This is a genomic window from Bradyrhizobium sp. IC3195 (assembly GCF_020193585.1).
GTDB lineage: Bacteria > Pseudomonadota > Alphaproteobacteria > Rhizobiales > Xanthobacteraceae > Bradyrhizobium > Bradyrhizobium yuanmingense.
In genome coordinates this window covers 295827-320840 of the sequence record NZ_JADYVG010000001.1, presented here as the reverse complement: position 1 = coordinate 320840, position 25014 = coordinate 295827, and the positions used below count along the sequence as shown (strand labels likewise).

The 25014-nt window shown below is 64.4% G+C and carries 22 protein-coding genes; 6 read left to right on the top strand and 16 right to left on the bottom strand.

Annotation, left to right across the window (positions count from 1 at the left end; genetic code table 11):
- Positions 1-128: 128 nt before the first annotated feature.
- Together I6F09_RS01410 and I6F09_RS01405 are read right to left on the bottom strand one after the other, a co-directional pair.
- Positions 129-1688 (bottom strand): carboxyl transferase domain-containing protein, encoded by a 1560-nt coding sequence (locus I6F09_RS01410; protein ID WP_036001111.1) that lies wholly within the window; start codon positions 1686-1688, stop codon positions 129-131.
- Positions 1618-2592, bottom strand: a complete 975-nt coding sequence (locus I6F09_RS01405; protein ID WP_036034277.1) for a helix-turn-helix domain-containing protein — start codon at positions 2590-2592, stop codon at positions 1618-1620. Before I6F09_RS01405 ends, I6F09_RS01410 begins: the two co-directional genes overlap by 71 nt.
- Before the next feature lie 95 nt (positions 2593-2687).
- On the opposite strand from I6F09_RS01405, the gene I6F09_RS01400 reads away from it, so the two are divergent.
- From I6F09_RS01400 to glsA, 4 genes are all read left to right on the top strand, one after another.
- Positions 2688-2909 (top strand): biotin/lipoyl-containing protein, encoded by a 222-nt coding sequence (locus I6F09_RS01400; protein ID WP_197947040.1) that lies wholly within the window; start codon positions 2688-2690, stop codon positions 2907-2909.
- 167 nt (positions 2910-3076) lie between these two features.
- Entirely contained in the window at positions 3077-4243 is a 1167-nt protein-coding gene (locus I6F09_RS01395) for a TAXI family TRAP transporter solute-binding subunit (protein ID WP_036001123.1), read from the top strand.
- 236 nt (positions 4244-4479) lie between these two features.
- Complete coding sequence (locus tag I6F09_RS01390) at positions 4480-6555, top strand: TRAP transporter permease (protein ID WP_109144076.1); 2076 nt, start codon at positions 4480-4482, stop codon at positions 6553-6555.
- Between the two features lie 21 nt (positions 6556-6576).
- Positions 6577-8424 carry a glutaminase A gene (gene glsA / locus I6F09_RS01385; RefSeq protein WP_225187318.1) on the top strand — a complete coding sequence of 616 codons (1848 nt, stop codon included), beginning with the start codon at positions 6577-6579 and terminating at the stop codon, positions 8422-8424.
- A gap of 131 nt (positions 8425-8555) precedes the next feature.
- Here glsA and I6F09_RS01380 read toward each other — a convergent pair whose 3' ends face one another.
- The 14 genes from I6F09_RS01380 to ugpC form a co-directional block, all read right to left on the bottom strand.
- Positions 8556-8858 (bottom strand): nucleoside triphosphate pyrophosphohydrolase family protein, encoded by a 303-nt coding sequence (locus I6F09_RS01380; protein WP_036022497.1) that lies wholly within the window; start codon positions 8856-8858, stop codon positions 8556-8558.
- A 28-nt stretch (positions 8859-8886) separates the two neighbouring features.
- Entirely contained in the window at positions 8887-9414 is a 528-nt protein-coding gene (locus I6F09_RS01375; RefSeq protein WP_036001128.1) for a carboxymuconolactone decarboxylase family protein, read from the bottom strand.
- Positions 9415-10052: 638 nt separating this feature from the next.
- A complete protein-coding gene (locus tag I6F09_RS01370; protein WP_225125785.1) occupies positions 10053-10412 on the bottom strand; it encodes an OB-fold domain-containing protein in 360 nt (119 codons plus the stop codon).
- Positions 10409-11545 carry a thiolase family protein gene (locus I6F09_RS01365; RefSeq protein WP_225125787.1) on the bottom strand — a complete coding sequence of 379 codons (1137 nt, stop codon included), beginning with the start codon at positions 11543-11545 and terminating at the stop codon, positions 10409-10411. The genes I6F09_RS01370 and I6F09_RS01365 overlap by 4 nt, the downstream gene beginning before the upstream one ends.
- Positions 11546-11702: 157 nt before the next feature.
- Complete coding sequence (locus tag I6F09_RS01360; protein WP_225187317.1) at positions 11703-12902, bottom strand: CoA transferase; 1200 nt, start codon at positions 12900-12902, stop codon at positions 11703-11705.
- A 124-nt stretch (positions 12903-13026) separates the two neighbouring features.
- Positions 13027-13233 (bottom strand): hypothetical protein, encoded by a 207-nt coding sequence (locus tag I6F09_RS01355; RefSeq protein WP_036001140.1) that lies wholly within the window; start codon positions 13231-13233, stop codon positions 13027-13029.
- A 122-nt stretch (positions 13234-13355) separates the two neighbouring features.
- Positions 13356-14525, bottom strand: coding sequence for an acetyl-CoA acetyltransferase (locus I6F09_RS01350; RefSeq protein ID WP_027571779.1), 1170 nt, complete (start codon positions 14523-14525; stop codon positions 13356-13358).
- A 60-nt stretch (positions 14526-14585) separates the two neighbouring features.
- Positions 14586-15236 (bottom strand): bifunctional 4-hydroxy-2-oxoglutarate aldolase/2-dehydro-3-deoxy-phosphogluconate aldolase, encoded by a 651-nt coding sequence (gene eda, locus I6F09_RS01345; RefSeq protein ID WP_036022476.1) that lies wholly within the window; start codon positions 15234-15236, stop codon positions 14586-14588.
- A gap of 25 nt (positions 15237-15261) precedes the next feature.
- Complete coding sequence (locus I6F09_RS01340) at positions 15262-16236, bottom strand: sugar kinase (protein ID WP_225146777.1); 975 nt, start codon at positions 16234-16236, stop codon at positions 15262-15264.
- A gap of 24 nt (positions 16237-16260) precedes the next feature.
- Positions 16261-17247 carry a D-erythronate dehydrogenase gene (denD, locus tag I6F09_RS01335; protein ID WP_036022474.1) on the bottom strand — a complete coding sequence of 329 codons (987 nt, stop codon included), beginning with the start codon at positions 17245-17247 and terminating at the stop codon, positions 16261-16263.
- An 87-nt stretch (positions 17248-17334) separates the two neighbouring features.
- Complete coding sequence (locus I6F09_RS01330; RefSeq protein ID WP_225187316.1) at positions 17335-18270, bottom strand: carbohydrate ABC transporter permease; 936 nt, start codon at positions 18268-18270, stop codon at positions 17335-17337.
- Positions 18263-19216, bottom strand: a complete 954-nt coding sequence (locus I6F09_RS01325) for a sugar ABC transporter permease (RefSeq protein WP_156447097.1) — start codon at positions 19214-19216, stop codon at positions 18263-18265. The genes I6F09_RS01330 and I6F09_RS01325 overlap by 8 nt, the downstream gene beginning before the upstream one ends.
- 65 nt (positions 19217-19281) lie before the next feature.
- A complete protein-coding gene (locus tag I6F09_RS01320) occupies positions 19282-20601 on the bottom strand; it encodes an ABC transporter substrate-binding protein (RefSeq protein ID WP_225187315.1) in 1320 nt (439 codons plus the stop codon).
- 52 nt (positions 20602-20653) lie between these two features.
- Positions 20654-21721, bottom strand: coding sequence for a sn-glycerol-3-phosphate ABC transporter ATP-binding protein UgpC (gene ugpC / locus I6F09_RS01315; protein WP_036001178.1), 1068 nt, complete (start codon positions 21719-21721; stop codon positions 20654-20656).
- Between the two features lie 201 nt (positions 21722-21922).
- Here ugpC and I6F09_RS01310 point away from each other — a divergent pair, with 201 nt between their 5' ends.
- Together I6F09_RS01310 and I6F09_RS01305 are read left to right on the top strand one after the other, a co-directional pair.
- Positions 21923-23023, top strand: coding sequence for a LacI family DNA-binding transcriptional regulator (locus I6F09_RS01310; protein ID WP_036001181.1), 1101 nt, complete (start codon positions 21923-21925; stop codon positions 23021-23023).
- A gap of 123 nt (positions 23024-23146) precedes the next feature.
- A complete protein-coding gene (locus I6F09_RS01305; protein ID WP_036001184.1) occupies positions 23147-24976 on the top strand; it encodes an IlvD/Edd family dehydratase in 1830 nt (609 codons plus the stop codon).
- Positions 24977-25014: the final 38 nt, after the last annotated feature.

Genomic DNA, 25014 nt, shown 5'->3' with positions numbered 1-25014 from the left:
GGCTCCAGATTCGCTGTGGCATGGGCCCCGGCTCTGCAGCGCACCGCTGAACTGGACGATGCTTCGCATCGCCAGGGCAGCGGCGCGCTGCGTCCGGGGCACGAGCGTCATGACTTGGCACAAGGATGCTAAGGCCTGATCGTCATATTCTCCGGCGGCCCCGGCTTTCGCAGCGGCTCCGCGAGCCGGGCAAACTCGCACAGGAGCGATCGCGTCTTCCTGGGATCGATGATCTCCTCGACCCAGAATTTTTCGGCCGAGCGGAACGGCGAGCGGAGCTTGTTGAGCCGCTCCTCGATCTCCTTCAGCTTCGCCGCCTTGTCTTCCGCCGCGTCGATGTCGGCGCGGTAAGCGGCTTCGATACCGCCTTCGAGCGGCAGCGAGCCCCAATAGGCCGAGGGCCAGGCATAGCGGATCGAGAAGCGGTCGGCCGGCTGGTGCACGACACCGGCGACGCCGAACGCATTGCGCAGGATCACGGTGCACCAGGGCACCGTGGTCTGGTTCACCGCCGCCATGGCGCGCACGCCGTGGCGGATGGTGGCGGCCTTCTCCGCATCAAGGCCGATCATGAAGCCGGGGCAGTCCATGAGATAGACGACCGGCAGGTGGAAGGTCTCGGCGAAGTCGACCCAGCGCACCACTTTCTGGCAGGCATCCGCGGTCCAGGATCCGCCATAGTGGAAGCTATCGCTGGCGAGCAGCAGCACCGCCCTGCCCTCGAGCCGCGCGAGGCCGACGATGATCGGCTTGCCGAAGTTTTTTGCGACCTCGAAGAACGAGCCCTTGTCGACGACGGACTCGATGATGGGCCGCATCTTGTAGACCTGCTTGCGGTTGCGCGGCACCGCGTTCATCAGCGCTTCGTCGCTGCGTTCAGGACTGTCCGTGCAGGGCAAGGTCGGCGGCAGCTCGTAGACCGATGACGGCAGGTAGGAGAGGAAGCGCCGCGCGCAGGCGAACGCCTCCTCCTCGGTGTCGACCGCATGATCCACCGCGCCGGCGCGGGTCTGGATGTCGGCGCCGCCGAGCTCCTCCTTGGTAAGGTCCTGCCCCAGCGCCTTCACCACCGGCGGACCCGCGACGAACATCGCGGACTTCCGCGTCATGATGGAATAGTGGCTGGCGGCAAGACGCGCGGCGCCCAGGCCCGCCACCGAGCCGAGGCCGAGCGCGACCACCGGCACGCGCGACAGATTCTCCGTCGTGAAGCGATACCAGCGCGTGCCGCCGATGCCGCCGGGCAGATTGGCCGCGCCCTTGGTCTCGATGGTCTTGACCGAGCCGCCGCCGCCGGAGCCTTCGATGATGCGGACGATGGGCAGCCGGAAATCGTGCGCCATCTCCTCCGCCATCAGCGGCTTGGCCGAGATCGACGCATCCGCCGAGCCGCCGCGCACGGTGAAATCGTCGCCGACCACGACCAATGTGCGGCCGTCGACGCGCGCGCGGCCGAACACGCAATTAGCCGGCGTGAGCTTCTTCAGATCGCCGCTGGAATCGTACTCGCCGATGCCGGAGACGGCACCGATCTCGTGAAAGCTGCCTTTGTCGATCAGCTTGTCGATACGCTCCCGAACAGTCAGCCGGCCCTGGTCATGCTGTCGCTTGACCTTGTCAACGCCGCCCATCTCCCGCGCGAAGGCTTCGCGCCGGGCGAGCTCGTCGAGTTCCGGCTTCCAGTTCATTCACTCCCTCCGAATGGATCGGCTTGTTATTGTTGTGCACGGCCATGGCGACCGGCTTGCGCGAGATGCGGTTGTTGAAGGCGTCGCCTTCCGCGCCTTCCATCAGGCTGCCGAGCGAGCGGCCAAGCTGGAGCATCAGTGGTGCGACTTCGTCGTGCAGACGCTGCTCGTCATACATCGCCGACAGAAGACCGATCGTGATGACCACGAAGGTCTGGTACTGCGGCGACCAGATCGGCACCGCGAGGCCGTTGATGTGCGGGCTCCAGAGGCCGCAGGCGACGACATAGCCGCGCTCGCGCAACATCTGCCGGTTGGCCTCGATGCGGGGCTTGAGAATCTTCGCAGCTTCGGGGGCTTCCCGCTCCATGTCCGCGACGAAGGCATCACCGACTTCCGGCGCGAGCGCCGCGGTGTAGGCCGCGCCCGCGGCGGTCGAGGCCATCGAGATGCGGCTGCCGGTGCCCTCGTGCAAGCCGAGCGCCGTCGCCGAACGCGCGAACTGGAGATAGACGAGATGGAAGCGGTCGGGGACGACGAAGCCGACCGTGCCCGGCAGCTGCTCGGCGACTTCCTGCAGCCGCTGGCGAATCATGCTGCGCAGCTGCGCGCCCTTCATCATCGAAGCACTCATCGCCACCGCGCTCGGGCCGATGCGATACTTCTGGTCGCGCGGGAGATACACGAGCTGGCCCATGCGGGTCAGCGTATGCGTGAGCCGCGATACCGTCGAGCGCGGCAGACCGCAGCGATTTGAAATCTCGAGATTGCCGAGTCGCGCCTCGTGGCCCTCGAAGCATCGCAATACGTCGAACGCGCGCGACACCACCTGGATCACATCACCCTCACCGGCTTCGCCAGCGAGCGCACCTTGCCTGCTCAACCGCTCCGAACGTCGTCCCATGATCCCTACCGTTGTGTTCCGCTGTGCGGAATTAAATTCCACTTGCAGACGACGCTACCTCAGGCATTTTGCGACGACAACAAAAAGGCGATGGCATGCCAGAAATTAAGATCGTCACGGAGGTCGCGGGACGCATCTGCGCAACTCCCGTGCAAGTTGGAGGAACCGTCGCGGATGGCGATGACGTTGTGGTGGTCGAAGCGATGAAGATGGAGATCCCAGTGCCCTCGCCCGCAAACGGCACCATCACATCGCTTCTGGTAAAGGTCGATGACGTCGTTGCGGAGGGACAGGCGATAGCGATCGTCGCGAACTGAGCGTCTTATCCGGTCTTTTCCGCGACAATGTGTCAGTCGCATTCCCACGCGCGCTGTATGGCGTTGCCATCGCTTGATCGCGGTGACATGATCGGTTTCAAACAAAACGTTGTTTCAAACAAAGAATGAAAATCTTCGCGGCAAAGCGAAGATCATTGGAGGGAAACATGCTTCGTGGGCTGCTCGTGCTCGCGCCTGCTCTGGTGGCGGGCATTTCTTTTGCGTCTACACGCTATTCGTTCGCCGAAGACATCAAGCTGCCGGCGACATTGACTTTCACCGCTTATGACACCGGCACCGCCGGATTCAACATCGCGGTCGGCGTCGGCAAGATGATGAAGGACAAGTACGGCACCGACGTGCGCGTGCTCCCCGCAGGCAACGACGTCGCGCGCCTCGCGCCGCTGCGCGCCAAGCGCGCGGTTTCCGCGGCGATGGGGTCGGGCACCTACTTCGCGCAGGAAGGCGTGTTCGAGTTCGGCTCGAAGGAATGGGGTCCGCAGCCGCTGCAGACCCTGCTCTCGACCGTCGACTGCAATTGCGCCTCGCTTGCGGTGGCCGCCGACACCGGCGTGAAGGAGCTGAAGGACCTCAAGGGCAAGCGCGTCGGCTTCGTGGTCGGCTCACCCGCGCTGAACCAGAACTCGCTCGCGGTGCTCGCCTTCGCCGGGCTGACGCAAAAGGACGTCAAGGCTGTCGAATTCGCCAGCTACGGCGCGATGTGGAAAGGGCTGATCAATAACGACGTCGATGCCGCCTTCGGCACCACCATCACCGGTCCCGCCAAGGAGGCCGAGGCTTCGCCGCGCGGGTTGATCTGGCCGCCGCTGCCTGCCAAGGACAAGGAGGGTTGGGCGCGGATGCAGAAGGTCGGCTCGTTCTTCTTCCCGCAGCTGGCGACCTGCGGTGCCGGCATCTCGCCGGAGAAGCCGATCGAGCTCGGCAATTATCCCTACCCGATCTTCGTCGCCTACGCCTCGCAACCGGCCGACCAGGTCTATGCGATCACCAAGGCGATGATCGTCAACTACGACGCTTATAAGGACTCCGCGCCCGGCGCCGGCGGACTCGCGGCCAACCGCCAGACCAAGAACTGGGTGGTGCCGGTGCATCCCGGCGCGGTGAAGGCGTTGAAAGAGGCCGGCCAATGGAGCGACGCTCAGGAGGCACACAACAACCAGCTGATCAAGCGGCAGGAGGTGCTGGCGGCCGCCTGGGCCGATTACGGCAAGTCCAATCCGCCGTCGGACGACAAGGCGTTCCTCGAAGGCTGGACGAAGGCGCGTGCCGCGGCGCTAGCGAAAGCGGGCATGCCGAACGGGTTCGAGGAATAGTGCGAGGTGTTGTTAGGCGTGATCGTTGCCTCGCGAGAAGTGCGCCCCCTCTCCCGCTTGCGGGAGAGGGTTGGGGAGAGGGTGCCTCCGCGGTGGGATTCCCCCAGAGGAGAAAGCCCTCACCCGGCGCTTCGCGCCGACCTCTCCCGCACGCGGGAGAGGTTGAGCGCGCGGCCAGAGCGGTTCAAACAACTGCCGTTTGCCTGATTGCGTTCACCAGCCCACGCGCGGGATCGATGATGTCCTCTTCCACTTCCACCGTCCCGCAAGACGAGCCCAAGCGCGTCGTGTTCGATGATCCCCATGGCGCCGCCGGCAACATGCAGGAAGCGGAAGTCACGCGCGTTCGCACGTTGCGCGGCGCGTGGCGCTGGACGCTGATCGTTGCGACCGCCGCGACGATCCTGCTCTGCATCAACCAGCAATTCTCGCTGCGCTTCTTCGTCGGATACACCCAGCTCAACACGGAATATTTCTATCTCCTGATCGCGTTGATGCTGCCATTCACGTTCCTGATCTTTCCGGGCACCGGACGCGCGCCGCTCGACCGCGTTCCCTGGTATGACCTCGTCCTGTTCGTCGTGACCTTCGCGGCGGCGCTCATGCTGATGGTTAACGTGCGCAAGGCGGCGGAGGCCGGCTGGGAATTCGGCGGCGCGCCCAACACGGTGATCGCCGCAGGTCTCGTGATGTGGGTGATGCTGATGGAAGCGTTGCGCCGCACCGGCGGCTGGAGCCTGCTCCTCAGCGTTCTGCCCTTCACTGTCTATCCCCTGTTCGCCGAAGCCCGCTGGCTCGGACCGTTCCGTGGCACGCAATCGACGCTCGAGCAGGCGACCGCCTATCACGTGCTCTCGGGCGAGAGCCTGCTCGGCATCCCCATCCAGGCGTTCGCCGACACCGTGATCGGCTTTTTGGTGTTCGGCACCGCGCTGATGATGACGGGCGCCGGAAAGTTCTTCATCAACCTGGCCTTCGCGTTGTGTGGCACCTTTCGCGGCGGCGCGGCAAAAGTCTGTATCTTTGCCAGCGGCCTGCTCGGCATGATGTCGGGTTCGATCATCTCCAACGTGCTCACCGCCGGCACCATGACCATCCCGGTGATGAAGAAGAGCGGCTTTCGCGCCTCCTATGCCGCCGCGATCGAGGCCTGCGCCTCGACCGGCGCCGTGCTGGCGCCGCCAGTGATGGGTGCGACCGCTTTCGTGATCGCCCAGTTCCTCAACGTCAGCTACGCCGATGTCGCCCTCGCCGCAATCATTCCGGCCGTGCTCTACTACGTCGGCCTCTTCATGCAGGTCGACGCTTACGCGGCGCGCCACAAGCTGAAAGGTATTCCCCGCGCCGAGCTGCCGCGGATCATGGATACGATCAAGGACGGCTGGTACTACGTCTTCGTCATCGCGCTTCTGATCGTGATGCTGCTCTACTTCAAGCGCGAGAGCCACGCGCCGTTCTACGCCACCGCGCTGCTTCTCGTGCTCAACCAGTTCTTCTCGAAGGACACGCGCTGGACATTTGCGACGATCGGCAAGTTCCTGGAGGTCAACGGCCGCACCTTCGTCGAGCTGGTCGGCATCCTCGCCGGCTGCGGCCTGCTGATCGGCGCGTTCTCGATGACGGGCGTGGTGTCGAGCCTTGCCAACGACCTCCTGCACATCGCCGGCGACAATGCCTTCCTGCTGCTCGGCATGTGCGCCCTCACCAGCCTCATTCTCGGCCTTGGGCTGACGACGACGGCCTGCTACATCTTCCTCGCCATCCTGGTCGCGCCTGCGCTGGAGAAGCTCGGGCTCAACCGCATGGCGGTGCACATGTTCATCTTCTATTGGGGCATGCTGTCGTCGATCACCCCGCCGGTCGCGATCGCTTCCTTCGCAGCTGCCGGCATCGCCGGATCGCCGGCCATGAAGACCGGCTGGGAATCGATGTGGGTCGGCAGCATCATCTATTTCCTGCCATTCTTCTTCGTGCTCAATCCGGCGCTGGTGCTGCAGGGTTCGAGCCCATACCTCGCCGGGCTCGGCCTGATGGGCCTCGCCGCCTTCGGTACGCTGTTCATCTGCGGCGGCATCCAGGGCTACCAGCCTTTCGTCGGGGACTTGCGCGGCACAGGCAGCCTGGAATGGCCCATCCGTGTGCTGCTGGTGATCGGCGGCTTCGTGGTGGCGACCCCCGGCGGCGGCATCATGCCGCTGTCGCAGATGCAAGTGACGCTGCTCGGCCTTGGCATCCTGCTGCCGACGATCCTGATCGCGCTTCTCTTGGTCCGGCGCCCGCCTGTGATGCCGGACGGGTTGCGCGTGCTCTGATTGCGTTGCACAAGGGAGGCGATGAAACCGCTCTCGCCTCTCGCCACCGCCTGGACCCGTTCGAAGCCGCCCCTGCTGCGGTTTCTGGGCAAATGCCTCAGCGAATTCTCCGCCGAAACGTCGGGCCATGTCGCCGATTACATTCCCGAGCTCGGCAAGGCGGACCCTGCCTATTTCGGCATCAGCCTGGCGACGCTTGACGGCCATGTCTATGAAGTCGGCGACTCCAGGGTGCCCTTCACCATCCAGTCGATGTCGAAACCCTTCGTGTTCGCGCTGGCGCTGGACCTGCTCGGCGCCGGCAAGGTCGAAGGCGCGATCGGCGTCGAACCCTCCGGCGATCCCTTCAACTCGATCCGGCTCAATTCCGAGAACCATCCGTTCAACCCGATGGTCAATGCCGGCGCGATCGCCTGCACCGGGTTGATCTACGACAGCAAGGGCGCGGAGGCTTTCGAGCAGATCCGCCTTGCGCTCAGCCGTTTTGCAGGCCGCGACCTTTCCGTCGACGACGCCGTCTATTCTTCCGAGAGCCAGACCGGCGACCGCAACCGCGCCATCGGCTATCTGCTCAAGACCAACGCGGTGATCTCGGACAACGTCGCCGGCGTGCTCGACGTCTATTTCCGGCAATGCGCCGTGCTGGTGACCGCGCGCGATATCGCGGTGATGGCGGCAACGCTCGCCAATCGCGGCATCAATCCGGTCACCGGCGAGCAGGTGCTGAGCGCCTACGCGATCTCGCGCACGCTGTCGGTGATGACGTCGTCGGGCATGTACGACTATGCCGGCGAGTGGATCTACCGCATCGGCATCCCCGCCAAGAGCGGCGTCGGCGGCGGCATCCTGGCCGCGCTCCCTGCCCGCCTCGGCCTCGGCAGCTATTCGCCAAAGCTCGACAAGCACGGCAACAGCGTGCGCGGCATCAAGGTCTGCGAGGCGCTGTCCTCGCATTACGACCTGCACATGCTCAACCGCAGCGACGACGCACGCAACGCCGTCATCGCCGACTACGACATCGGCAAGAGCCCGTCGCGCCGCGTGCGCCGCCCGCAGGAGCGCGAGATCCTGGCGGCCCACGAGCAGGAGGTGCGCATCATCGAACTGGTCGGCACGCTGTCGCTGTCGGCGGTGGATTACGTCTCGCGCCGGATCGCGGGACGACCGCGGCCGCAATTCGTGATCTTCGATCTCCACCGCGTGACCTCGACTACGCGGGCCGGCGCACGACTTGTGGCCGAAGCGTTCGAGGAATTGGCCGCGCTGAATGTCACGGTGGTTTTGTCGGGCGTCCGGCGCGCCTCCAAGGAATGGAATACGTTACGCGAATGGACCGCTGAGCTGAAGAACGTGCGCGATTTCTATCTGCTCGACACTGCGATCGAATGGGCCGAAGACCAGATCGTCTATCGCTACGGCGGCTCGATCGATTTTCACGAGACCACCGAGCTAGCCGAACAGCCGCTGTTGACCGGGCTGAGCGAGGAAGAGCTGACGGATCTCGCCTCGCTCTGCACCATCAGGACCTATCAATCCGGCGCCAAAATCCTCACGGCCGGCGACCCCGCCGATGCCCTGTACTTCCTGCGCAGCGGCGCTGTGCACGTCACCTTGCCCGATGGCGTCAGGCTGGCTACGCTCACCGCCGGCATGGCGTTCGGCGAGATGGCGCTGCTGGAACAAACCCGCTCCGCCGACGTGTTCGCCGACATGGCAGCGACGGCATGCGAGGTGCCGCTGAAGGATTTCGAGCGCTTCCGCAAGCAGCACCCCCGCGCCAGCGAATGCATCATGCGTAACCTGGCCCAGCTTCTGGCCGACCGCCTGATCGTCGCCAACGCCAAGGTGGATATTCTGACCTCGACGTGAGCGGTTCATGCGCAACAGATCGTCATGCCCGGGCTTGTCCCGGGCATCAACGTTCTTCGTGCTGCGCGGCAAGTCGTGGATGGCCGGGACAAGCCCGGCCATGACGCCGGAGCTCCCAGCTTTCACTTGCTCTACCGGCTCGCCGCTTCGCTGATGCGTCGCCTGATCTTGGCGGCACTGGCGTTGAGCAGCGCGGACGGCTGCTGGCCGGTGGCGGCGCACAGGCAGGCCCAGTAGTAGACGACATCGCCAAGCTCTTCGACGAGACCGGCCTTGTCGAGCCAGTCGTCGCGCAGGAGCTTCTTGATGTGCTCGGCGACCTCGCCCGCCTCAGCGGCAAGGCCCAGCCCGAGATAAGACAACCGCTCGTTCGACGGATGCTCGTCGACTTTGGCAATAGTTGCGGCCCAGGCCGCATATTCATCGATTGTCATGAGCATCCCTCGCAAGCCGAGCTTTGGATCAGCCGACCACTTCGGTGACGGGCTGAAGATCGATCTCGAATGTTTCCAGGAACTTCGACGTCATGATGTAGAAGCCGACCGAGAGCTGGAGCTCGACCAGCGCGGCCGGTGTCAGCTTCGATGCGATCGCCTTGAAGGTCGCATCCGTCGGCTTCGTCAGCTTCACGATCTCGTCGGTGAAGGCGAGCGCGGCGCGCTGCACCTCATTGAAGCAGGATGCGGCCTGCCAGTTCTCGAGCGCCTCGTTCTGCTCGTCGGTGACGCCGACATTCTTGCCGATGCGCTTGTGCGCGACGATCTCATAGGGTGCCTCGCACAGAATGCCGGTACGGGTGATCGCAAGCTCGCGCACGATGGGGTCGAGCTCGCCCTTGTGCCTGATTGCGCCCCCGAGGCGGCAATATTGCTCAAAGTAACTCGGCGAATGCGCCATCATCCGGAAGATGTTGGCATGGCGGTTCTTGTCGAGGATTTCGCGGGTGCGGTCGGATGCCTTGGACGGGTCGCTGTACTGAATGCGGGCCATGATTTTCCTAAAGTTTCCCTGATCTTTTGATGCTTTTTGTCGCCATTGGCGAAGGTTCCCGAAGACTCTATTCGCGTGGGGACGCACGAGCAACATCATCGAGTCAAATTGCCGCCGCATTGCTGATCGACCCTGACACAGTCGATATTCGCCGCGGGGGACAAATCGCGGCGGATACTCGCAAGGGGTGTTCCGAGTAAAAACAATTGGCCGTCGTAAGCGCTCACCGCGCAACGATGAGTCACGCCCAAGTCTAGGGAGAAAACGGCATGAAGGAAGCCACCAAGGGGGCAGCCTCGGGAGCGCTCGCGCATATGCTGGCGGTGACGGCGATGCTCGTCATCGCCAGCATCTTGTTCTACGGGCGTTAGAGTATTTCGATTGCGCATGATCTTTTCGGAAAACCGCTTCACACTTTTCCGGATCAGGCGCTCAGCGTTTTCGTCATTCCGGGGTGGCTCTCGCACAAGCCAAGCCCAGAATTCCCGTTCCAGGCTCGGTCGCATGACCGCCCCCGAATGACGGATCCCTCGGTTGGCGTGTAGCCCGGATGAAGCGCAGCGCAATCCGGGAAGTCTGTCCGCGAGGTGCGAATCCCGGATTTCGCTGCGCTCCATCCGGGCTACATTCGCGTTTCCCTATTTGGTTTTGGCAAAGAACGGCACCAGCTTGCCGGCAAAGGGCTTGAAGCTCGCAATGACCGAATCGCCGATGGCGAGGTCATTCTCGCCGTGGGCCATCATGCGAAAACCCTCGGCGCAATCGACCAGCAGGATGTTGTAGGGCACGTGCGCGCGCGTCTCGGGCGTTGCCGCGCGGCAGACCAACGAGGTCGCATACACCCTGCCCTTGCCGCTGGCGCGCTGCTCGCGCGGGTCCGATTCGCCACAAGCTGCGCAGAAGGCCCGATGAAAATACTGTACATGCCCGCATGCGGTGCAGGCCTGGTAGGTGATGGCCTCTTCACCCTTGGTCCAGTCCGCCAGACGCTCACTCATCGCACCCGCTCCAGGAACATGCTGACGTGAGACGACAGCACGCCGCCATCGCCGTGCAGCAGTACAATCGAGGCGTCGCGGACCTGGCGGCTAGCCGCCCGCCCCGTCATCTGCAAATGCGCCTCGACGAGATGCGCCATGGCGCCGCCGACGCCGCAATGGCCGTAACTGAGCAGGCCGCCATGGGTATTCAGCGGCATCGCGCCGTCACGGCTGAAATGGCCGGCGCGCACGCGCGCGGCCGCCTCGCCGCGGCCGGCGAGACCGAGGTCTTCCAGCAGCATCGCGAGCGTGATCGTAAAGCTGTCGTAGATCGCGGCGTAGCGCACGTCGGAGATCGCGAGACCCGTGGCCGCCTTTGCACGCGCGATGGAGATCTCGGCGCCAAGCTCGCTGAGGGCGGGCGCTGCCGTGACATGCTGATGCGTGTGGGCCTGGGCGCAGCCGCGGATACGCACGCCCGCTTCCCCGGTTCGCTCGCGGCTGACAACGAACGCCGCGCCGCCGTCGGAGACCGGGCAGCAATCGAGCAGCTTGAGCGGCAGCGCCACTGGCTTGGAGGCCATGACGTCGGCGACATTGATGGGATCGTGGAATTGCGCGCCGGGATGGGTGCAGGCGTGGGCACGCATCAGCACCGCGAATTCGGCGAGATCCTCTTCGGTCACGCCGTATTCGTGCATGTATCGGTTGGCCACGAGGCCGTAATAAGCGGGAATGGTCGGTCCTAACGGCACCTCGTAGTCGGGATGGCCGACCTGCGCCAGCGCCTGGATCGAGGCATCGCGGCTCTGCCCGGTGAGCCGGTTCTCGCCAGCGACCACCAGAACGTTCCGGCAGACACCTGACGCGACGAGATGATGTGCAAGCATCGTCATCGCAAGACCCGTGGCGCCGCCGACCTGGACGGCATGGGCGTAAGACGGGCGGATACCAAAATGCTCGGCGAAGACGGTGGCGAGCATGATGTGCGGGGAGACCGTGGAATAGCCGCAGAGGATGCCGTCGATGTCGGTGCGCTTGAGGCCGGCATCGTCGAGCGCGGCTTGCGCGGCCTCGCTCATCAGGTCGAGCGAGGACGAGCCCTCGTGCTTGCCGAACGACGTGAGGCCGACGCCGGTGATGAAGCTCATGGTGCCATTTCTCCACCGTCATTCCGGGGCGCGACGAAGTCGCGAGCCCGGAATCCATCGAACGGCATGTGCGGAGGATGAATGGATTCCGGGCTCGCGCCCAAGTGGGCGCGCCCCGGAATGACGGATGAGAGAAGCGTGGTCATCTCCACTCCCCCTACTCCAGTGCGTCACGCGTGACGCCGTCGCGCACCATGGCTGCGATCTCGTCAGCGGAATAGCCGATCTCGCGCAAAATCTCGGCGCCGTGCTCGTTGAGCCGCGGCGCCAGGCGTACCGGCTCGGCTTCGGTCTCGGACCAGGTCGCCGTCACTTTCATGCTGCGGATCGGACCTTCGGTCGGATGGGTCACCACCGGGAAAAAGCCGGTCGCCTCCAGATGCTCATCGTGCAGGATCGAGGCGAGATCGTGCATCGGCATCACAGGCACGTCGGCTTTCGTCAGCAGGTCGATCCATTCCGCCGTGGTCCGCGTCTCGAAGATGCGGGCGAGCTCGGCATACACCACATTGATATTGGCGGCCCGGCCGGCGAAGGTTGCAAATGTGGGATCGGCGCGCAGGTCGTCGCGCCCCGTGGCCTTGAAGAAGTTCTCCCACTGCTTGTCGTTGTAGACGATGACGCTGAGATAGCCGTCCGAGGTCTTGTAGGGCCTGCGGTCGCGCGAGAGATGGCGGGCATAGCCGCCCTTGTCGAGCGGCGGCTCGAACGTGAGCCCGCCCATGTGGTCGCCCATGACGAAGCCGGCCATGGTCTCGAACATCGGAATGTCCAGACGCTGGCCGCGGCCGGTGCGGTCGCGGTGCACGAGGCTGGCGCAGATCGCGCCGACCGCGGTGAGGCCGACGATACGGTCGACGAGCGCGTTCGGCACGTAGCGCGGCACGCCGTCGCCGGTCTGCGCCATCAGCGCCGGCAGCGCCGTGGCGCCCTGGATCAGGTCGTCGTAAGCGGGTTTTGCGGCATAGGGCCCGTCCTGGCCGAAGCCGAACACGCCGGCATAGACCAGGCGCGGGTTGATGGCGGAGACGACGTCGTAGCCGAGCTGAAGCCGCGCCATCGCCTGCGGGCGGACGTTGTAGACCAGGACGTCGGCGTCCTTCAAAAGCCGCAGCACGGCTTCGCGCCCCGCAGCCTTCTTCAGATCGAGACAGATCGAGCGCTTGCTGCGGTTGGTGTTGAGAAATACCGGCCCCATGCCGGCGTGACGCATCGGGCCGATCAGGCGGGTGACGTCGCCGTCCAGCGATTCCACCTTGACGACGTCGGCACCGTAATCGCCGAGCATTTGGGTCGCATAAGGGCCCATCAGCACGGTGGTCATGTCGACGACCTTGATGCCTTTCAGCGGCCCCATCGTTCGCTCCCGATTGCGCCGAGCCCAACTGCCCACGCGATTTCGGTCCAGCTAACGGCAGTGCCGCCGCTCGCGCAAGGGCGGGCGGCGTATGGCGGCATGCGCCGCGGGGCGACGTCGGCCGCTATTTCTTCTGACGGGATTCCCGGATCTTCAGGAGCCGGTCGAGTTCGTCATTCTGCTGATTGATCCGGTCGGCGATGCGCGACTCGTTCTGCTCGCCGGAGGCGGCAGCGGCCTGCTCGATGAGCTGGCGGATATTGTCTTCGAGGATCGCGATACGATCGTTGAGTGCGTCCATCGACAGTGAATCTTCGTAGTTAGTGCTCATGATGCATTTCCCGCAAAATCAATCAGAGCATTAAGGGGGCCGCGCGAGCCCCACCATGATCTAACGCAAAGAAATAAGGCGGGCATGGCGTATGGCGCCTTTGCCCACCCTACAGGATCAAACTACTTCAGCGGCTCCAGGACGGAGACGTAGTTGGCGACGGCCGCGCCACCCATGTTGAAGATGCCGCCGAGCTTGGCGTTCTTGAGCTGCATGCCCTCGGGCGCCTGGCCCGCGAGCTGCATCGCGGTCATCACATGCATGGAGACGCCGGTGGCGCCGATCGGATGGCCCTTGGCCTTGAGGCCGCCGGACGGATTGACCGGCAGCTTGCCGTCCTTGAGCGTCCAGCCTTCTTTGATGGCGCGGGCGCCCTGCCCCTTCGGCGTCAGACCCATCGCTTCGTACTCGATCAGCTCGGCGACGGTGAAGCAGTCATGGGTCTCGACGAAGGAGAGATCGGACAGCGTGACACCGGCCTTCTCCAGCGCCCGCTGCCAGGCGACCGTGCAGCCCTCGAACTGCAGGATGTCGCGCTTACTCATCGGCAGGAAGTCCTGGGCGTGCGCAGTGGCGCGGAAGCCGATCGACTTGGTCATGCCCTTGGCCGTCTCGGCATCGGCCAGCACCAGCGCAGCGGCGCCGTCGGAGACCAGCGAGCAGTCCGTCCGCTTCAGCGGGCCGGCGACATAGGGGTTCTTCTCGCTCTCGGCGCGGCAGAAGTCGAAGCCGAAGTCCTTGCGCATCTGGGCGAAGGGATTGGCGACGCCGTTCTTGTGGTTCTTGGCCGCGATCAGCGCCAGCGCATCGGACTGGTCGCCGTATTTCTGGAAGTAGGAGCTGGCGATCTTGCCGAACACGCCGGCGAAACCGCCGACCGTGTCGCCGTCCTCAGGGAGGTAGGAAGCCTTGAGCAGGTTCTTGCCGATCTCGGCGCTCGGCGTGCGCGTCATCTGCTCGACGCCGACGACCAGCACAATCTTGGCCGCCCCTGCGGCAATCGCGCGCAGGCCCTGATGCACGGCGGCAGATCCCGTGGCGCAGGCGTTCTCGACACGGGTCGCCGGCTTGAAGCGCAGCTTGGGATCGGCCTGCAGTACCAGCGACGCCGTGAAATCCTGCGGCGAGAAGCCGGCGTTGAAATGGCCGAGCACGATCTCGTCGACATCACCGGCCGAGATGCCGGCATCCGCCAGCGCCTCATTGGCGACGCGGGTGACGAGGCTTTCGACGGTTTCGGTGTCGAACTTGCCGAACGGCGTATGCGCCCATCCGACGATGCTGGCGGTCATGGTCATTTCTCCCTGGAGGCCTCTTCCTGAGCTAAGTCTTAGCCCAGGGATGGCAAGACTTCACGCGGCTTTCAGCGCCTTGAGGGTCCGCTCGCAGATGGCAGTTATGCCGGCCCAGTTCCCGGCCCGGATTTCCGCCGTCGGGCACAGCCAGGACCCGCCAACCGCAACGACATTGGGTTCAGCCAGCCAGGTCGCGGCATTGGCCTCGCCCACCCCGCCGGTCGGGCAGAACCGCACGTTCGGGAACGGCCCGCCGAGGGCGCGCAGGCCCTTGATGCCGCCGGCCTGCTCCGCCGGGAAGAACTTTGCGACGTCGAAACCGTAGGACAGCGCCATCATCAGTTCCGAGGCCGTGGCAATCCCTGGCGCGAACGGCAAGGAGCTGTCGGTCGCGGCCTTGAGCAGATCGGGGGTCAGGCCCGGGCTGATGCCGAACGCGACGCCGAGCTTCTCGACGCGGCTGAAGTCGGACGGGTTGAGAATGGTCCCGATGCCGACGACCGCCTCGGGGACCTCGGTCATCATCGCGCGCGCCGCCTCGATCGCAACGGGGGTGCGCAAGGTCACCTCCAGCGTGCGGACCCCGCCGGCAACCAGCGCGCGCGCCAGCGGCACCGCATCCTGGATGCGCTCGATGGTGAGGACGGGAATGACGGTCGCAGCCTTGAACAGCGCGACGAGGTGGTTCTGTTGGGCAGCCGTGGTCATGGGTCTCGATTCATTTGGTCGCTGTCTAATTGTTGGCCTGGCGGGACGCCGCCGGCCGGTGCCGCTTCTTCGGCGGCATGGCATAGCCCGGAATGATGGCGCCGGGATAGCAGATCACGAGGCTGGCGAGCCGATGTCCTGATAGGGCCGCCTCCACCGGCTCGGCGCCGGCGAGCCGGGCCGCTATATAGGCCGCGGCGAAGCTGTCGCCGGCGGCAGTGGTATCGACCACAGGCTTGGTCATGGGCTCGGCGCGGACCTCGCTGGCGCCGCCGGGGTAGCGCAACAGGCTCACCGGCTCGGGCAGACGGAACACCAGTTCCGGGGTTGGGATGCGCGCCATCAGCTGGTCGTGACTTTCGCCGGGATGGAGCGCGAGCAGATCCTCGGTCGAGGTCAGCACGATGTCGGCGGCCGCGAAGGCGGTCGCAAACACCTCCCGCGCGATATCGCGGTCGGGCCAGCCGCGCGCGCGGAAATTGGTGTCGAACACGAAGCGAGTGCCGAGCAGGCGCGCGCGCTTGATGGCGCCGAACAGGCGCTCGCGCCCGGCCGCGTCGTAGATCGAGAGCGTGATCGCAGAGAGATAGACGACGTCGTAGCTCATCAGCGAGTTGAGCAGTTCGTCCGTCTCCGGCAGGCTCATCAGCTGGCGCGCGGCCGCACTGTCGCGCCAATGGAAGAACTGGCGCTCGCCCTCCGCATCCGTCTGGATCATGTAGAGGCCGGGCAGCTTGCCCGCGAGCCGCACGACACGCCGCGTGCCGACGCCTTCCGCATTCCAGGCAGCGACCATCTCGTCGCTCAGGGCGTCATCGCCGAGCGCGGTGAGATAATCGACCTTGACGTCCAGCCGCGCCAGATACACCGCCGTGTTGAGGGTGTCGCCGCCGAAGCCGCGTGAGTACAGGCCACCGCCCTGCCCCTGCCCGGCGGACGCGCCGCCCTGGGCCTGCCGCAGCTCGACCATGCATTCGCCGATGCAAGCAACGCTCGCCATCATCAGGGCCCGCTCAGTCCGAGCTCAGGCGACGAAATTGCCGCCGAGCTCGTCTTCGATGTGAATGCGGATGATATCGTCGAACGTCTTCTCGGCGGTGGTGAAGCCGAGTTCGCGCGACCGCCTGGCATCGAAATTGCGCGGCCAGCCGCCGACGATGCCGACGATGAAGGGATCGGGCTCGCGCTTGATGCGCGCGGCGACCTTCTCGCCCGCAACCCGCTTCAAGGCGGCGATCTGCTCGCCGACCGTGGCCGACAGGCCCGGCATGGTCAGGTTGCGGCGCGGGCCGACAGTGGCGAGATCCATGGTGCCGGCGTGAAGCAGGAAGCCGACGGCCGAGCGAGGCGTCGCGTGCCAGTGGCGGACGTCCTCGGAGACCGGGAGGATCGCTTCCTTGCCGGCGAGCGGTTCGCGCAGAATGTTGGAGAAGAAGCCCGATGCCGCCTTGTTGGGCAGGCCCGGCCGGATGCAGATGGTCGGCAGGCGGATGCCGATGCCGTCAAGGAAGCCGCGGCGGGAATAATCGGCGAGCAGAAGTTCGCCGATCGCCTTCTGCGTGCCGTAGCTGAGCAGCGGGGTATGGAAGAACTCGTCGCCGATCGCATCGGGAAACGGCGCGCCGAACACTGCGATCGAGGACGTGAACACCACGCGCGGCTTGTAGCCGCCGCCCGCAAGGCGGATCGCATCGAGCAGCATCCGCGTGCCGTCGAGATTGATGCGATAGCCCTTGTCGAAGTCGAGCTCGGCCTCGCCGGAGACGATCGCGGCGAGATGGAAGATCACGTCGGGGCGACCTGCGATCAGCTTCTCAGCCGCGCCCGGGACGGCGAAATCGCCCGAGACGGTCTCGACGGCAAAACCGGCCTGCTCCGGCTTCTTCGGCTCGACCACGTCATGCATGGTCAGCTTGGTGATATCGCTCTTGCCGAGCCGGCCGTCGCGCAGCAGCCGTTCACAGAGCTTGCGGCCGACCATGCCGGCGGCGCCGAGAACCAGAATGTGCAAGAGCTCAACTCCTTCTTATTGGCCGGACTTATTGGCCGGAGCGCGCCGCTCTTGAAACCATTGGCGCGCCCTCGGCAAGCCCCGCGATCATTCCTTCACGGCGCCGGTCATCGCCGACACATAATGCTCCACGAAGAAGGCGTAAAGGATCACGAGCGGCAGCGAGCCGGCCAGCGCGCCCGCCATCAGCGAGCCCCAGCGGTAGATGTCACCGTCCACGAACTCGTTCACGATCGCGACCGGCACCGTCTTGTTGCTGGTCGATTGCAGGAAGGTCAGGGCGTAGATGAACTCGTTCCAGCACAGCGTGAAGCAGAAGATGAAGGCCGAGATCAGGCCGGGAATGGCCAGCGGCACGACGATCTTGATCAGGATCTGCCAGCGGCTCGCCCCGTCGATCAGCGCGCATTCCTCGAGCTCGAAGGGGATGGTCTTGAAATAGCCCATCAACAGCCAGGTCGAGAACGGGATCAGGATGGTCGGATAGGTCAGGATCAGCGCCAGCGGCGAATCGAACAGGCCGTACTGATACACGACCGTGGCGAGCGGAATGAACAGGATCGACGGCGGCACCAGATAGGCGAGGAAGATCAGCCCGCCGACGAGATTGGCACCCTTGTAACGCAAGCGCACGATGGCATAGGCGGCGAACACCGAGGCGATGATCGAGAGTATCGTGGCGCAGATCGCCACATACATCGTGTTCCAGAGCCAGTACGGATAGTAGCTCTCGAACAGCAGCTTGTGGAAGTGCTTGAAGGTCGGATTCCAGGTCCAGAACGGATTGTACTTGTCGAGGTCGAGCAGCTGCTCGTCGGGTTTCACCGAGGTCAGCGCCATCCAGTAGAATGGGAACAGCAGGACGACGACGATGATCGCGAGCGGCAGGTACAGCGTCACCAGCCTGCGCGGCACCGACTGCAGATAGCTCATGCCCTCGCTGTGATCATCCTTCGCGACTGTCGGAGCCGAGCTATGCAGGACGGCCTTGAGATCGATCCGCGAGGTGGGGAGATCAGTCATTGTTTTCTCCCTGCTGCCACTTGCGGCGCTGCAATCCGAACCACGAGACCATGATCGCGGCGAGCAGGAACGGAATCATCGCGCTGGAGATCGCGGCCCCCTCGCCGAGCTGCCCGGCGATGATCGCGCGCTGATAGGACAGGGTCGCCATCAGATGAGTGGCGTTGACCGGGCCGCCACGCGTCATCGCCCAGATCAGCTGGAAGTCGGTGAAGGTGAACAGCACCGAGAAGGTCATCACGACGGCGATGATCGGCGTCAAGAGCGGATAGGTGATGTAGCGGAAATTCTGCCAGCGCGTGGCGCCGTCGAGCGTCGCGGCTTCATAGAGCGACGGCGAGACGGTCTGGAGGCCTGCGAGCAGCGTGATCGCGACGAACGGCACGCCGCGCCAGATATTGGCGAAGATCACGCAAATGCGTGCCCAGGTCGTGTCGCCGAGGAAGTTGATGTTTTGGTTGATGATCCCGAGATGCTTCAGCGACCAGGAGATGATCGAGAATTGCGAGTCGAAGATCCACCAGAAAGCGAGCGCGGAGAGCACCGTCGGAACGATGAAGGGGATGAGCACCATCGCGCGCAGCATCGCCTTGAACGGCATGTGCTCGTTGAGCAGCAGCGCAAGGTAGAGGCCGATGCCGAATTTGAAGGCGCTGGCGACGAAGGTGTAGAGCAGCGTATTGAACACCGACAGCCAGAAGATGGAATCGTCCCACAGCCACTCGTAGTTCTCGAAGGCGATGAACTGTCCGACCCTGCCGATGCGCGTGTCCGTGAAGGACAGCCAGATGCCCAGCCCAAGCGGATAGGCCAGGAAGAAGATCAGGAACACCATGGCCGGCACCATGAACCAGAAGCCGAGCCAGTTGCGATTGTATTTGAGCTGGGTCCAGGCGCCAGCCTCGGTCATCTGAGGCTTGGCCCGGGGAATTGCGACATCAGCCATGCCCGATATCCCTGATCGAAATGTTGACGAGCGGGCGACCCAAGAGCCGCCCGCTCCGTGACTGTTCAGCGATAGATGCGCTTCAGCTGGCGCTCGGCTTCCGCCATCGCGCCCTTCACATCCTTGGCGCCGGTGCAGTAATTGGCGAACATGTCGACGACGATGAAGTCGGCGATCGCGGTTGCCGCCTTCTCGCCGACGGTGCCGATGCCGGACGCCGGTAGCGTGCGCTTGGAGGCCTGCGAGAACACTGCGTTCTTGGGATCGGCCGTCCAGATCGGCGCCGACTCATAGGCGTTCAGGGTCTGCGTCAGATAGCCCTGCGCGCCGGCCAGCCACTTCTCGTAGTTCTCCTTCTCCAGCATGAAGGCGACGAAGGCCTTTGCCGCATTCGGATATTTGGTGAAGTTGAAGGCGAGGATCGGCAGCGCCAGCTGCAGCTCGGTCGGCTTGCCGACCGGACCGACCGGCCAGAGCGCGTGATAGGTGTCCTCGGTGAGCTCCTTCTTGCTGGGATCGGTCTTGGCGGCGACGTAGATCGAGATGCCGTTCGCCGTGCAATAGAGCTCGCCGGCGAGATACGCCTTGTTGTTGGAGGAATCGTTCCAGGACGCCGTGCCCGGAATGAAGTTGTCGTACAGCGCCTTGCAATATTCCAGCGCCTTCGCCGTCTCCGGCGAATTGATGACGATCTTGTCGTTCTGGTCGACCGTGTAGGCACCGTGGCCCCACAGCACCCAGTGCAGCCAGGAATTGCCGTCGCCCGAGGCGTGACCGAGCGCGAAGCCGGCCGGCGTATTGTTGGCCTTGAGCGCCTTGCACATCTCGAGGAAGCCGGGAAAGTCCTTCGGGAATTCCTTGAAGCCAGCCTTGTCGAGCGCCGACTTGCGGTAGGTCATGTAACCGCCGTTGGTGGCGACGGGAATGCCGAGCCAGTCGTTGCCGAGCTTGCAGGTCTTGGCAGCCGCATCGGTCCAGCCGCCGTACTTGTTGCCGAGATAATCGGCGACATCGTTCATCTTCAGCACTTTGGTCGGGAACAGCTGCGGCAGGGTGTGCAGACCCCAGGCGAGATCGAGGCCGGAGCCGGTGTTGGCCGCAACCGAGGCCTTCGGCTGCACGTCCTCGAAGGACTCGCTGAAGGTGTTCATCTCGGTGCCGGTCGCGGCCTTGAACGCCGCCACCATCGCGTTGAACGCATCGTCCTCCGCCGGCACGAAGCGCTTCCAGCGCATCACCGTCAGCTTGGCGCCGGGCTCGGCCTTCCAGGGCGCGCTCTGCGCCCAGGCCTTGGCGAAGTCGAACAGTGCCGGCCCCGTCAGCATGCCGGTCGCAGCCAAAGCGGTGCCGCCTTGAAGCAGAGACCGGCGGGTAAAGTCTTGCATGTTGTCCTCCCTGTGATGCTTTTTGTCGTCTTATGCTTTGTCGTCTGATGCGTTAGGCGTTCATGCGTTTGCCCGTCGCATCGTCGAACAGATGGACCAGCGATGGCTCGGGCTTCAGCCGCACCTTGTCGCCCGGATTGAACTGGTGACGCTCGCGGAAGACCGCGACGACCTGCTCGCCGCCGAGCTTGGCAAACACCTGCGTCTCCGAGCCGGTCGGCTCGACGACGATGATCTCGGCCTCGGCGCCGTCATCGGCGATGGTGAAGTGCTCCGGCCGCACGCCATAGACCGCAGGACGGCCGTCGGAATTGGCGGGCGCGGTCTTGAGCGGGAGCTTGACGCCGTTCGGTCCTTCGAAGCTCGCAACGCCGTTGACGCGCACATGGCCTTTGAGGAAGTTCATGGCAGGCGAGCCGATGAAGCCGGCGACGAACTGGTTGTCGGGCTTGTCGTAGAGCTCGAGCGGGGTGCCCATCTGCTCGACGATGCCGTCATGCATGACAACGATCTTGTCGGCCATGGTCATGGCCTCGATCTGGTCGTGGGTGACGTAGACGGTCGTCGTCTTCAGCCGCTGGTGCAGCTCCTTGATCTCGGTGCGCATGGCCACGCGCAGCTTGGCGTCCAGGTTCGACAACGGCTCGTCGAACAGGAACACCTGCGGATCGCGCACGATGGCGCGGCCCATGGCGACGCGCTGGCGCTGACCGCCGGAGAGCTGTCGCGGATAGCGGTCGAGCAGCGGCGACAGCGCGAGGATCTCGGCGGCGCGCTTGACGCGCTTGTTGATCTCGTCCGAGCTGGCATTCCGCAGCTTGAGCGAGAAGCCCATATTGTCGGCGACCGTCATGTGCGGATAGAGCGCGTAGTTCTGGAAGACCATCGCAATGTCCCGCTCCTTGGGCTGGACATTGTTGACGACGCGGTCGCCGATCGAGATCGTCCCGGAAGTGATGTTCTCGAGGCCGGCGAGCATGCGCAGAAGCGTCGACTTGCCGCAGCCGGAGGGGCCGACCAGGACGACGAACTGGCCGTCCTCGATCGGAATCGTCACGCCGTGCAGGACTTCAAAATTGCCGAACGATTTCCGCACGTCGCGGATTTGCACAGACGACATCTAGCTCCCTCCTCGAAAGTCCACGGCGCCTCTCGCGCCGCGACCGTCTTGTTTTTCGGACTTTACCGAACCAGGCCCGATATTAGCGGGCAACATTGTCGGTAGTTTGTGCGGTTTTGGCAATTTGTCTTTGGTTAGTCGTTGCTGGTAGCGCTGTCAACGTTCCTTTGTTTGCGGGACTGACTGTGTTAAGAGCAGCAAATGGGTCGAAAACGCACTAAGTCAGGCAAAATCCGGCTGGCCGAAGTGGCCGAGCTCGCCGGCGTCAGCCCGATTACCGCGTCGCGCTTTTTCCGCAATCCGGAGGCCCTGTCGGTCGCCAAGCGGACGCGGGTCGAGAGCGCCGCCAAGGAGCTCGGCTATGTGCCCAACCTTGCCGCGCGCGCCCTCGCCTCGCAACGCACCGAGGTCATCGGTGTCCTGATCCCATCGCTCACCAACAACGTGTTCTCGGACGTGCTGCGCGGCATCTATGACGCCTCAGAAGGCAGCCGCTACTCGATCCAGTTGTCCAACACGCGCTACAGCATTCTCCAGGAAGAGAAGTTGCTGCGTCTGTTTCTGGCACAGAAGCCGGCCGGGCTGATCGTCACCGGCATCGACCAGACCGCGGAGTCCCGCGCGATGCTTCAGGCCGCGGACTGTCCGATCGTGCAGATCATGGAGATAGGCCCGGACCCGGTCGACATGATGATCGGCTTTTCGCACTATGATGCGGCCCGCGCGGCGATCGCGCATCTGTTCGAGCAAGGTCACCGCAAGGTCGGCTTCGTCGGCGCGAGGATGGATCCCAGGGTGCAGCGGCGGCTGGACGGATATGTCTCGGCCATGAAGGACGCCGGATCGTTCGACCAGCGCCTGGTGGTCACGACGGCGACGCCGACCTCGGTGACGCTCGGCGGCGCCCTGTTCACCGATCTGCTGGCGCGCGAGCCGGACATCGATGCGGTGTTTTGCGCCAACGACGACCTCGCGCTCGGCGTGCTGTTCGAATGCCGGCGCCGGGAGATCGCAGTCCCCGGGCAGATCGCGATCGTCGGCTTCAACGATCTCGAATTCATGGCCGCCGCCGTCCCCACCCTCACCAGCGTCCGCACCAACCGCTATGAGATGGGCAAGACGGCCGCCGCCATGCTGATCGACGCGATCGAGGGCCGCCGCCCGGAGCAGCCGGTGCTCGATCTCGGCTTCAAGGTGATCGAGCGGCAAAGCTCGTCGGCGCGACGTTCGGACAGCAGGCCAGCCGTATCAGGCGCGGGCGCGGCGAACAAAATGATAGCGTTACCAAGCAGCCACGACTAGTATCGGAATCGTGAGGAAACGACCCGCCACCGGGAAGGCAGATCATCGCGCGCGCCGTTGGGCACCGCACATGCCGACACCATGAGACGGACGGTAGTCGCGTTTGCATTGCAGGAGAAACCAATGACAAAGAAACCAACCAACGGGCATGCCGCCGGCAGCAACGGTACCCGCCGCCATCTTCGCTCGCAGGAATGGTTCAACAACCCGCACAATCCGGGCATGACCGCGCTCTACATGGAGCGTTACCTGAATTACGGCCTCACCCGCGCCGAGCTGCAATCCGGCAAGCCGATCATCGGCATCGCGCAGACCGGCAACGATCTGTCCCCCTGCAACCGCCATCATCTCGAGCTCGCGCACCGCGTCCGCGAAGGCATCCGCGAGGCCGGCGGCATCGCGATGGAATTCCCGACCCATCCCATTCAGGAGACCGGCAAGCGACCGACCGCGGCGCTCGACCGTAACCTCGCTTATCTCGGCCTCGTCGAAATTCTCTACGGCTATCCGCTCGACGGCGTGGTGCTGACCACCGGCTGCGACAAGACCACGCCGGCCTGCATGATGGCGGCCGCGACGGTGAACCTGCCCGCGATCGTGCTGTCGGGCGGCCCGATGCTGAACGGCTGGCACAATGGCGAGCGCACCGGCTCCGGCACCATCGTCTGGAAATCGCGCGAGCGGCTCGCGGCCGGCGAGATCGACTATGAAGAGTTCATGGAGATCGTGGCCTCCTCGGCGCCCTCGGTCGGTCATTGCAACACCATGGGGACGGCCTCGACCATGAACGGGCTTGCCGAAGCGCTCGGCTTCTCGCTGCCGGGCTGCGCGGCGATCCCGGCGCCCTATCGCGAGCGCGGCCAGATCGCTTACGAGACCGGAAAACGCATCGTCGAGATGGTCTGGGAGGATTTGAAGCCTTCCGACATCCTGACCCGCAAGGCGTTCGAGAACTGCATCGTGATCAATTCGGCGATCGGCGGCTCGACCAACGCGCCGATCCACATCAACGCCCTCGCCCGCCATATCGGCGTCGAGCTGTCGATCGAGGACTGGCAGAAGTTCGGCCACGACGTGCCGCTCCTGGTCAACATGCAGCCGGCCGGCTTCTATCTCGGCGAGGAATTTCACCGCGCCGGCGGCGTGCCCGCCGTGGTGCGCGAGTTGATGAAGCACAAGCGCATCCATGAGGACGCGGTCACGGTCAACGGCCGCGGCATCGGCGAGAACTGCAAGAACGCGCCCGCTCCCGACAACGACGTGATCTGGGCTTACGACAAGCCGCTGGTGAAGGACGCCGGCTTCCTGGTGCTGAAGGGCAATCTGTTCGATTCCGCGATCATGAAGACAAGCGTGATCTCCAAGGAATTCCGCGACCGCTACCTCAGCAACCCGAAGGACCTCAATGCCTTCGAGGGCCGCGCCATCGTGTTCGAGGGGCCGGAGGATTATCACGAGCGGATCGACGATCCCTCGCTCGACATCGACGAGCGCTGCGTGCTGTTCATCCGCGGCACCGGCCCGATCGGCTACCCCGGTGGAGCCGAGGTTGTGAACATGCAGCCGCCGGCGGCGCTGATCAAACGCGGCATCCTGTCCCTGCCCTGCATCGGCGACGGTCGCCAGTCCGGCACTTCTGGCTCGCCCTCGATCCTCAACGCCTCGCCTGAAGCGGCCGCCAATGGCGGGCTTGCCGTCCTCAAGACCGGCGACAAGGTCCGCATCGACCTCAACAAGGGCAGCGCCAACATCCTGATCTCGGACGAGGAGCTGAAGAAGCGCCATGCCGAGCTCAAGGCCAGCGGCGGCTTCAAGCATCCGCCGAACCAGACGCCGTGGCAGGAGATCTATCGCAACACCGTCGGCCAGCAATCGACCGGCGCCTGCATGGAGCTCGCCACAAGGTATCAGAACGTCGCTGGCACGTTCGGTGTGGCGCGGGACAATCACTGACACGGTCATTCCGGGGCGCGACGCAGTCGCGAGCCCGG

Bases quoted from the DNA above. Each gene is read 5' to 3' on its own strand.
- I6F09_RS01330 (WP_225187316.1), bottom strand. From the start codon at position 18,270: ATGACTGATCTCCCCACCTCGCGGATCGATCTCAAGGCCGTCCTGCAT.
- I6F09_RS01370 (WP_225125785.1), bottom strand. From the start codon at position 10,412: ATGAGTGAGCGTCTGGCGGACTGGACCAAGGGTGAAGAGGCCATCACC.
- I6F09_RS01380 (WP_036022497.1), bottom strand. From the start codon at position 8,858: ATGACAATCGATGAATATGCGGCCTGGGCCGCAACTATTGCCAAAGTC.
- I6F09_RS01305 (WP_036001184.1), top strand. From the start codon at position 23,147: ATGACAAAGAAACCAACCAACGGGCATGCCGCCGGCAGCAACGGTACC.
- I6F09_RS01390 (WP_109144076.1), top strand. From the start codon at position 4,480: ATGATGTCCTCTTCCACTTCCACCGTCCCGCAAGACGAGCCCAAGCGC.
- I6F09_RS01365 (WP_225125787.1), bottom strand. From the start codon at position 11,545: ATGAGCTTCATCACCGGCGTCGGCCTCACGTCGTTCGGCAAGCACGAG.
- I6F09_RS01350 (WP_027571779.1), bottom strand. From the start codon at position 14,525: ATGACCGCCAGCATCGTCGGATGGGCGCATACGCCGTTCGGCAAGTTC.
- I6F09_RS01340 (WP_225146777.1), bottom strand. From the start codon at position 16,236: ATGGCGAGCGTTGCTTGCATCGGCGAATGCATGGTCGAGCTGCGGCAG.
- eda (WP_036022476.1), bottom strand. From the start codon at position 15,236: ATGACCACGGCTGCCCAACAGAACCACCTCGTCGCGCTGTTCAAGGCT.
- I6F09_RS01395 (WP_036001123.1), top strand. From the start codon at position 3,077: ATGCTTCGTGGGCTGCTCGTGCTCGCGCCTGCTCTGGTGGCGGGCATT.
- glsA (WP_225187318.1), top strand. From the start codon at position 6,577: ATGAAACCGCTCTCGCCTCTCGCCACCGCCTGGACCCGTTCGAAGCCG.
- I6F09_RS01360 (WP_225187317.1), bottom strand. From the start codon at position 12,902: ATGGGGCCGCTGAAAGGCATCAAGGTCGTCGACATGACCACCGTGCTG.
- I6F09_RS01375 (WP_036001128.1), bottom strand. From the start codon at position 9,414: ATGGCCCGCATTCAGTACAGCGACCCGTCCAAGGCATCCGACCGCACC.
- I6F09_RS01405 (WP_036034277.1), bottom strand. From the start codon at position 2,592: ATGGGACGACGTTCGGAGCGGTTGAGCAGGCAAGGTGCGCTCGCTGGC.
- I6F09_RS01310 (WP_036001181.1), top strand. From the start codon at position 21,923: ATGGGTCGAAAACGCACTAAGTCAGGCAAAATCCGGCTGGCCGAAGTG.
- I6F09_RS01320 (WP_225187315.1), bottom strand. From the start codon at position 20,601: ATGCAAGACTTTACCCGCCGGTCTCTGCTTCAAGGCGGCACCGCTTTG.
- I6F09_RS01355 (WP_036001140.1), bottom strand. From the start codon at position 13,233: ATGAGCACTAACTACGAAGATTCACTGTCGATGGACGCACTCAACGAT.
- I6F09_RS01325 (WP_156447097.1), bottom strand. From the start codon at position 19,216: ATGGCTGATGTCGCAATTCCCCGGGCCAAGCCTCAGATGACCGAGGCT.
- ugpC (WP_036001178.1), bottom strand. From the start codon at position 21,721: ATGTCGTCTGTGCAAATCCGCGACGTGCGGAAATCGTTCGGCAATTTT.
- I6F09_RS01400 (WP_197947040.1), top strand. From the start codon at position 2,688: ATGCCAGAAATTAAGATCGTCACGGAGGTCGCGGGACGCATCTGCGCA.
- I6F09_RS01410 (WP_036001111.1), bottom strand. From the start codon at position 1,688: ATGAACTGGAAGCCGGAACTCGACGAGCTCGCCCGGCGCGAAGCCTTC.